This is a genomic window from Streptomyces sp. NPDC059852, from assembly GCF_042731455.1.
GTDB lineage: Bacteria > Actinomycetota > Actinomycetes > Streptomycetales > Streptomycetaceae > Streptomyces.
The window spans coordinates 147,079-154,734 of the sequence record NZ_JBHWJK010000008.1 but is presented as its reverse complement, the minus strand read 5'-3'; the positions used below and the strand labels follow the sequence as shown (position 1 = coordinate 154,734).

Genomic DNA, 7,656 nt, shown 5'->3' with positions numbered 1-7,656 from the left:
CGGGGTGGGTGTGACCGAGCGCGGCGATCAGTGGCGGGACGAGGACCCGTCCCGTCCGGTACCGCGGCACGTGGCCTGCGTGATGGACGGCAACGGCCGCTGGGCGCAAAGGCGTTCGCTTCCCCGGACGGCGGGCCACCGGGCCGCGGAGACCACCGTCATCGACATCATCGAGGCGGCCCGGACGGCCGGCGTCGAGTGGCTCAGCCTGTACGCGTTCTCCACCGAGAACTGGAACCGTCCCGGTACCGAGGTCGACTACCTGATGCGCCTGGTCCGCCGGGTCGTGCGCAAGCACGCGCCGCTGCTGCTCGCCCGTGGCATCCGCTGCCGCTTCCTCGGGGTCGCGGACCCGCGCATCCCCCGTGAACTGGCCCAGGACTTCGAGGACCTGGCGACCGTGACCGCAGACAACCAGGGGATGACGCTGACCGTCGCCTTCGACCACGGCGGGCGCAGGGACATCGTCGAGGCCGCCCGGTCCCTGATCCGCCACGGGACCCCCGCCGACGAGGTGACCGAGCACCTCTTCGCGGACCACCTTCCGTTCCCCGACACCCCCGACGTGGACCTCGTGATCCGCACGTCGGGCGAGCAGCGCATCTCCAACTTCATGCTCTGGCAGGTCGCCTACGCCGAGTGGGTCTTCCCCGAGGCGCTCTGGCCGGACTTCCGGGCCCCCGACTTCCTCGCCTGCCTGCAGACGTACCGGCGCCGTGACCGCCGCTTCGGCGGCGTGCCATCCCAGACGAACGGAGACCCGTCATGACGACTGGAACCACCACAACGGCCGACGAGACACCCCTGTTCGGCCCGGAATCCCAGTTCCGCGCCTTCTTCGACGACCCGCGCTGGGCGCCGGCCATGATCCGCGCCACCGTGCTGGAGGCCGCCCACCCGCAGATCGGCGCCGCCCTCGCCGACAACTCCACTTTCGTCGCCCACCCGTGGCGCCGGCTGCGCAACACCTTCCTCAGCATGCGCCGCATGTTCGACGCCGACCCGGCGGTACGCGAACGGGAGGCCGCACGGCTCAACCGGCTGCACGCCCGGATGAGCGGTTCCGACTCCCGCGGCCGTGCCTACGACGCCATGGACCGCGCGACCCGCGCCTGGGTCGTCGCCACGCTCTTCGAGAGCGCCGTCACCATGTGCCGGCTGAGCGGCCAGCCGCTCGACCAGGACACCATGGAGCGCTTGTACGCCGAGTACCGCGCGTTCCTCGCCGCGCTCGACGGCGACGCGGGGGAGCTCCCCGAGGACCTGAACGACTTCTGGCGGTACTTCGACAGGGTCGTCGAGGAGGAGCTGGAGAACACCGAGGCCGCCCGCGTCATCCTCTACCGGCTCTTCGACCATCTGCCCGCCCCGGCGCTGCTCGGCGGTGCGCCGACGCTGTGGGCGGCCGGCCGGGCCGTCGTCGGCCCGCTCCTCGGCGCGATCACCGTCGCCTCGCTCCCCGAGGCGTACCGGCGCAAGGCCGGGCTGCCGGAGATGCCGGGCGCCCCCACCCTCATGCAGGGCGCCTACCTCGCGGCCGGGCTCACCCGGTTCCTGCCCGCCGGCTGGTTCGACGCCGAGACGATCATCGAGGTCCTGTCCCTCTCGCCCGACAGCGACGATCCCCGCGCCCGGACCGTGACCGCGCTGCACGCCCGTATCAAGCAGGCGTCGGCACTGCTGCGCCTCCTCACCCCGCTGAGCGCGGACACGGCCCCCGACCCGGCACCGGCTCCCTCGGGCGAAGGCCGGCGTTCGGCGGAGGAGTTCTTCCGCGAGGTGCTGGACCAGACCGGCGACGGCCACCTCGACTGGCCCGACCTCGCGGCCATGGCCCGCGAACTGTCCACCCGCCTCGACCTGGACGAGCCCGAGGAGACCCGGCTCTACGACGCCTTCGCCGCCTGGTGGCGCGAGCTTCAGGCCGCCCTCGACACCGACGGCGACGGCCGCGTCAGCGCCGAGGAGTACGCCGCCGCCGTCCCCTCGCTCGCAGGGCCCGCGCTCATCCGGGTCGCCGAGGTCCTCTTCGACGCCACCGACAAGGACGGCAGCGGGACCATCGACGCGGAGGAGTACCGGGCCCTCTTCCGCACCGCCTTCCACCGCGACCTCTCCACCACCGACGGTACCTACGGGCGCAGCGCCTTCGTGGGCGACTTCCTCGCCTTCATGGCGGGCCGGCGCACGCACAGTCCCTACGACCCTCTCCTCGCCGACGCCTGACTCCCTCCGCGAGGAGCCACCCGGTGCGAACGGGACGGAGCCCCCGCCCACCGCTCAGACGGAGCGGTCCGGGGGCCCCGGCGGGTCGTCGGGGCCCGCTGCGGGTGGCTGCCTGAACTCCACGGCCACCACCCCGTCGACCTCCCGGCACATGTCCTCCAGCACGGGGACGGCCGTCCGGGACGACAGGCGCCCACTGAGCACGACATGACCGTGGGTGACGTCCACCTGCACTTCGGACGGGGACTCGCCCAGGGCCTTGACGAGGACCTCCTCGACGATCTCCCTGCGGATCGCCTGATCCGACCGCAGGTACACCCGCAGCAGGTCGCTCCGGCTCACCACGCCGATCAGGCGGCCTTCGGCGTCGACGACCAAGAGCCGTTTGACCCGGTGCCGTGCCATCGTCCGGGCCGCGTCGACCACGCTCCAGTCCTCCCGCGCACACAGCGCCGGCGACGTCATCAGTCCCGCCGCGTCGGTGGCGCGGGCCTTGGCCGGCCCCGCGGAGGCGTCGATCTCGTCCTCGCCCTCCTGCAGCTCGCCCCACATCTTCTGCAGCAGGTCGGCCTCCGACACCACCCCCAGTGGACGGTTCTCGTCGTCCACGACGGGAACCGCGGTGATGTCGTACTCCTGGAGCAGGTGGGCGATCTCCTTGAACGGCGTACCCGCCTGGACACGGACGACGGCGTCGCTCATCTGGTCCCGCACCTTCTGGTGGTTCATCGAGGCAAGCATTCCCTTCTCGCACCACCTGTGTGGAAGGAAGCGTCCGGCGGCGCCTCGGCGATGCCCCTGCGCTCCCTCCTCCGAACATAGCCGCATGCGCGCCGCGACCGGCGGCCGAGGCATCCGTTCGCGCGGACGTCCGACCAGCTCGGTGACCGGTGGCGACAGGGCTTCGAAGGAGTGAGCTTGACTTCAAGCGCTTGAGGTATCGGAGGCTGTCGGCATGGCGAGAGCGACCAGAGAGCGGACCGGGGACCTGACCATCCAGCAGATGGCCAGACGCTCGGGCTTCAGCGAACCCACGCTGCGCTACTACGAGCAGATCGGCCTACTGGGAGAGGTCGCCCGGGACGCGTCCAGCGGTCACCGCCGCTACGGACCGGCGACCGTGGAACGCGTCGTGGCGCTGGCCTGCCTGCGCTCGTCGGGCATGACGGTCAGCGGGATGCGCCGCTACCTGGACCTGCTCGCACAGGGAGATTCCGCGGCGGCCGCCCAGCGGGATCTGTTCGCCGCCCAGGCGGACAAGCTCGCCGCCGACATCGAGCAGTCGCAGCTGCGGCTGACCTACCTCCGCCGCAAAGCCGACCTGTGGGACGCGCGCGTCCGTGGGGACGCCGAGGCCGAGAAGCAGGCCGTCGAGGACGTCACACGCGTCATGCACGACATCACACCGAAAGAGTGAACCCCTTGAGCACAGAAGATCTCATCCACAGCACCTCGGGCCGCGGGACGGTGCTCGTCACCGGCGGTACCGGGTTCCTCGGCAGCCACTCCGTCGCCCGGCTGATCCGCGAGGGCCACCCGACCCGGGTGACGGTCCGCGAGCCCGGGCAGGAGACCGAAGTACGGGCGACGCTCCGGCAGGCCGGCGTCGACCCCGGGGACCGGTTGGAGTTCGCCGTCGCGGACCTGGCCGCCGACCACGGCTGGGCCGACGCCATGGACGGCGTCAGCCACGTACTGCACCACGCGTCGCCCTTCCCGTTCACCCCGCCGGAGCGGGAGGAGGACATCATCCTCCCCGCACGCGACGGCACCCTGCGTGTCCTCTCGGCGGCCCGCAGGGCCGAGGTGCCGCGGGTCGTGATGACGTCCTCCTACGCCGCGGTCGGATACACGCGCACACCCGACGACCGGTACACGGAGGACGACTGGACGGACCCGGACACCGAGGGCCTGCCCGCCTACCACAGGTCGAAGGTCCTGGCCGAGCGGGCCGCGTGGGACTACGCCCGCGCCCACCCGGACATCGAACTGGCGGTCGTCAATCCGACCGGCATCTTCGGACCTCAGCTGGGCGACCGCCCCAACGCGTCGGTCGGTCTCGTCAAAGCCATGCTGACCGGGCGGATGCCGACCGTGCCGATCATGTACTTCGGTGCCGTCGACGTACGGGACGTCGTGGACCTCCACCTGCGCGCCATGGTGCACCCCGACGCGGCCGGCGAGCGCTTCATCGCGGTCGGAGGGCCGGCGATCAGCTTCTTCGGCATGGCCCGGATCCTGCGGGAGCATTTTCCCGCGGCGGCCGATCTGCTGCCCTCCTGGGAGCTGACGATCGAGGAGGTCCGCGAGGCCGCGAAGACCGACCCGGCACTGCGCGACGCCGCTGTCCTCGGCGGCAGGATCCCCCTCATCAGCAACGACAAGGCGCGTACGGTGCTGGGCTGGACACCCCGTGACGTCGCGGACTCCATCGTGGCCACCGCGGACAGCCAGATCCGGCTGGGGCTGACGCTGCCGAGGGCCGCCTGACCGCCTTGACCGGCCTCGCGCGGACCCGTGCGGCGGTTCCGCTCCACGTCGTCCTCGCACGACCGCGTCCGTACGCCCGGCCGGTCAGCCGGTGCGAACGGGGGTCACTGCCCCGCTCGCACGGCCACGGCCGGGTCGTTCGAGTCCGAGATCAGCTCCGCGACGCGCAGGGTGCACTCCCACTCCGTGAGCCTGCCCTTGATGACGACCAGGTACGTCTCCCGGTCGGGGTAGCGGTACACCTGGCGCCGCTTCTCGATGATCTTCTTGCTCGGCGCGTACGTGTGGAGGGCCGCACGCAGTGCCTCCAGCGCCTGGTCCTTGGTCTCCAGCCCACGGCAGACGAACTCGGTTCTCTGCACATCGCTGTAGTACTCCGCGATCACTACCCAGCTGCCCATCCGGTCCCCCTCGGCGCCGCTGCCAGTCAGCCACAGCGCGGCCTCCCGGGCAAGGGGGGGCGACGACCGAGGGCCCACCCGGGAAGCAGGCCGCGTCAGGTGAGGTGCCATGTCGCGAAGATGAACAGCGCCGCCTCGATCCGGGCCTGTATGCGGTCGTCGAGCCGGCCCGTGACCTTGACGACGACCACCGAGGACCCCGGGTCGGCGGCGACGTGCAGGGTCACGGCAACGGAGCCGTGGAGGGGGTAGTCGTACCAGGTGTCCTGATCGACGTCCGTCGAAGGCAGGGCGGTCTCCACGGCCAGCCAGTCCGAGTCGTCGAATGCGTATCCGGCGAACTCCGCGACCGCTTCGCAGAAGGGCCGCAGGTTCGTCTCGAAGATCCAGCCGCTCAGCGTGCGCTCTGTGTCCGGGGCCATCCGTCGGGGTCCGCTCTCGTTCGTGGTGCCACGTCCGCCGGGACTGTGGTGGCCCGTCGTCAGGCCAGGCCGGCTACTTGTGTCCGCAGGAACTCCAGCAGAGCCTTGTTGAAGCGTTCCGGCCGCTCCGCGCCCGGAAGGTGCCCGGCACCCTCGACGACGCACAGTACGGCGTGCGGGACGAGACGGGCGATGGCTTCGGCGTCGGACACGGGGGTGTAGACGTCGTCGGCACCGACGACGATCAGCACCGGGCACCGCACGCCGGCGAGCGTCTCCCGGTAGTCGGGCCGTTCGGCCCGCCCGCGCAGGGCGGCCGCGGCGCCGCGGGGATCGGTGGCACGCATCATCGCCAGCACGCGTGCGGCCACATCCGGTAGAGCGGTGACGTTGTACGCGGCCAGCATCTTGTCGATGACCTCGTCCGCGTAGCCGGTCATGCCCTCGGCGAGCAACCGGTCGGCCAGGCGGTTGCGGAACGCCTTGCCGTCGGCTGTCTCGGAGGGCGCGGAGGTGTCCGACAGGACGAGCGCGTGCACGCGGCGGGCATGGCGGCGGTGGACCTCCATGGCGATCTGACCACCCATCGAGACCCCGCCGACGACCGCCTGCCGGATGCCGAGCGAGTCCAGGAGTCCGACGATGTCGTCCGCGAAATCGGACAGATACACCGGCCCGGGAGTGACGTCGCTTTCGCCGTACCCCCGCAGGTCCGGGGTGATGACGCGGTAACCGGCCGCGGTCAGCTCCTCGCTCTGCGGAGCCCACAGGGTGCGGTTGAAAGGGTGCCCGTGGATCAGGAGGACCGGCAGCCCCGTCGACGGGCCGGTGTCGTCGAAGTGGAGCGTGGCGCCGTTCACCAGGGCTCGGCTCATCAGTCGGTCCTCGTATGGGTGTCGGGGTCGTTGCCGCAGGCTACCTCGCACCACGCTGCCTGTGGGCCGACGCGTGCCTAGTGCCGGTACCGCCTGAGGCAGGCGGAGGGCGCACCTGTGCATCCGTACGGTGCTCGCCCGGCGAACACGTGACGAGCCCCCGGCCGACGGAGCCCGGCGCCGCTGCAGTGGCCCGAAGGGATGAGGGGGCGCCGACCAGGGTTTCAGCGGCCCCAGTGCCAGGGAGGCCACACGCGGAATGCGCCGACACGTCGCAGCAGTGGAGAGTGAGAACCGTATGCACAACGACGCCGTCCACGACCCGCTGCGGGGGCGGGTCGCTGTCGTCACCGGGGCCGCCCGCGGAATCGGCTCGGCCCTCGCACGGCGCTTGTCCGGCGCCGGTATGCACGTCGCCCTGCTGGGCCGCGAGGCGCAGTCCCTCCGTCAGGCGGCATCGGCACTTCCCGGCCCGGCCCTGTGCGTCGAGGCGGACGTCACCGACCAGGACGCACTCGACCACGCGGCGGAGCAGGTCGCGCGGGAGCTGGGGGACGCGTCCGTGGTCGTCGCCAACGCGGGCGTGGCGGCGGGCGGCCCGTTCCGCCAGACGGACGCCGACCTGTGGCGGCGTGTCATCGACGTCAACCTGATCGGTGCGGCCAACACGGCCCGCGCCTTCCTGCCGCAGCTGGCGCGCACCCGCGGATACTTCCTGCAGATCGCCTCGACCGCCGCCTTCGGCTCGGCACCCATGATGAGCGCCTACTGCGCCTCCAAGGCCGGTGCGGAATCCTTCGCACGAGCCCTGCGCGGCGAGGTCGAGCCCGACGGTGTCACCGTCGGCATCGCTTACGTGCACTGGACCGGAACCGACATGATCAGCGGACTGGACGATCACCCGGTCCTGCGGGCCCTGCGGGGCCACCAGCCGTGGTTTGCACGCCGTGTGCACAGCCCCGACAAGGTGGCCGAATGGCTCACCGCCGGCGTCGACCGCCGCGCCCTGCACATCTACGCCCCGCCCTGGCTGCGCTGGTGCCAGCCGTTGCGGCCGCTGTTTCCCGCCGTCGTCACCCGCGTCGCCCGTCGGGAGCTGCGACGATCGACCGCCGAGGAGCTCGCCGTCGACGTCGGGGTGATGGGCCCGGGCGGACGCGCCGACTGGGACGCCTACAGCTCCCGCACCCGGCGTTCCCGCCCCCCTGAGTGAGCCGCCTCGAAACCAGCTTCGGACGTGTC

At 71.7% G+C, this 7,656-nt stretch carries 9 protein-coding genes; 5 read left to right on the top strand and 4 right to left on the bottom strand.

Going from position 1 to position 7,656, the window contains the following annotated elements; translation table 11 throughout:
* The first annotated feature begins 4 nt into the window (after window positions 1-4).
* Together uppS and ACFV46_RS13315 are read left to right on the top strand one after the other, a co-directional pair.
* Window positions 5-769 (top strand): polyprenyl diphosphate synthase, encoded by a 765-nt coding sequence (gene uppS / locus ACFV46_RS13320; RefSeq protein ID WP_385498170.1) that lies wholly within the window; start codon window positions 5-7, stop codon window positions 767-769.
* The gene (locus tag ACFV46_RS13315; protein ID WP_383653109.1) at window positions 766-2,226 is read left to right on the top strand and encodes an oxygenase MpaB family protein; all 1,461 of its coding nucleotides are present in this window, start codon (window positions 766-768) and stop codon (window positions 2,224-2,226) included. Before uppS ends, ACFV46_RS13315 begins: the two co-directional genes overlap by 4 nt.
* A 54-nt stretch (window positions 2,227-2,280) precedes the next feature.
* Here the strand turns inward: ACFV46_RS13315 and ACFV46_RS13310 are convergent, their stop codons facing one another.
* Window positions 2,281-2,955, bottom strand: coding sequence for a CBS domain-containing protein (locus tag ACFV46_RS13310; protein WP_385498169.1), 675 nt, complete (start codon window positions 2,953-2,955; stop codon window positions 2,281-2,283).
* Window positions 2,956-3,181: 226 nt separating this feature from the next.
* Here ACFV46_RS13310 and ACFV46_RS13305 point away from each other — a divergent pair, with 226 nt between their 5' ends.
* Together ACFV46_RS13305 and ACFV46_RS13300 are read left to right on the top strand one after the other, a co-directional pair.
* Window positions 3,182-3,643, top strand: coding sequence for a MerR family transcriptional regulator (locus ACFV46_RS13305; protein WP_283288538.1), 462 nt, complete (start codon window positions 3,182-3,184; stop codon window positions 3,641-3,643).
* 5 nt (window positions 3,644-3,648) lie between these two features.
* Window positions 3,649-4,716: an SDR family oxidoreductase gene (locus ACFV46_RS13300; protein ID WP_385498168.1), complete on the top strand. Its 1,068-nt coding sequence runs from the start codon at window positions 3,649-3,651 to the stop codon at window positions 4,714-4,716.
* A gap of 104 nt (window positions 4,717-4,820) precedes the next feature.
* Here the strand turns inward: ACFV46_RS13300 and ACFV46_RS13295 are convergent, their stop codons facing one another.
* From ACFV46_RS13295 to ACFV46_RS13285, 3 genes are all read right to left on the bottom strand, one after another.
* Window positions 4,821-5,117, bottom strand: coding sequence for a hypothetical protein (locus ACFV46_RS13295; protein WP_385498167.1), 297 nt, complete (start codon window positions 5,115-5,117; stop codon window positions 4,821-4,823).
* 95 nt (window positions 5,118-5,212) lie between these two features.
* The gene (locus ACFV46_RS13290; RefSeq protein WP_385498165.1) at window positions 5,213-5,539 is read right to left on the bottom strand and encodes a hypothetical protein; all 327 of its coding nucleotides are present in this window, start codon (window positions 5,537-5,539) and stop codon (window positions 5,213-5,215) included.
* A gap of 59 nt (window positions 5,540-5,598) precedes the next feature.
* Window positions 5,599-6,414: an alpha/beta fold hydrolase gene (locus tag ACFV46_RS13285; RefSeq protein ID WP_385498164.1), complete on the bottom strand. Its 816-nt coding sequence runs from the start codon at window positions 6,412-6,414 to the stop codon at window positions 5,599-5,601.
* A gap of 298 nt (window positions 6,415-6,712) precedes the next feature.
* On the opposite strand from ACFV46_RS13285, the gene ACFV46_RS13280 reads away from it, so the two are divergent.
* Window positions 6,713-7,627, top strand: a complete 915-nt coding sequence (locus ACFV46_RS13280) for an SDR family oxidoreductase (RefSeq protein WP_385498163.1) — start codon at window positions 6,713-6,715, stop codon at window positions 7,625-7,627.
* The last annotated feature ends 29 nt before the right edge of the window (window positions 7,628-7,656 follow it).

What these genes read in the sequence shown, in the direction of transcription:
- ACFV46_RS13315 (WP_383653109.1), top strand. Translation starts at nt 766, where the DNA reads ATGACGACTGGAACCACCACAACGGCCGACGAGACACCCCTGTTCGGC.
- ACFV46_RS13285 (WP_385498164.1), bottom strand. Translation starts at nt 6,414, where the DNA reads ATGAGCCGAGCCCTGGTGAACGGCGCCACGCTCCACTTCGACGACACC.
- ACFV46_RS13305 (WP_283288538.1), top strand. Translation starts at nt 3,182, where the DNA reads ATGGCGAGAGCGACCAGAGAGCGGACCGGGGACCTGACCATCCAGCAG.
- ACFV46_RS13280 (WP_385498163.1), top strand. Translation starts at nt 6,713, where the DNA reads ATGCACAACGACGCCGTCCACGACCCGCTGCGGGGGCGGGTCGCTGTC.
- ACFV46_RS13290 (WP_385498165.1), bottom strand. Translation starts at nt 5,539, where the DNA reads ATGGCCCCGGACACAGAGCGCACGCTGAGCGGCTGGATCTTCGAGACG.
- ACFV46_RS13310 (WP_385498169.1), bottom strand. Translation starts at nt 2,955, where the DNA reads ATGAACCACCAGAAGGTGCGGGACCAGATGAGCGACGCCGTCGTCCGT.
- ACFV46_RS13295 (WP_385498167.1), bottom strand. Translation starts at nt 5,117, where the DNA reads ATGGGCAGCTGGGTAGTGATCGCGGAGTACTACAGCGATGTGCAGAGA.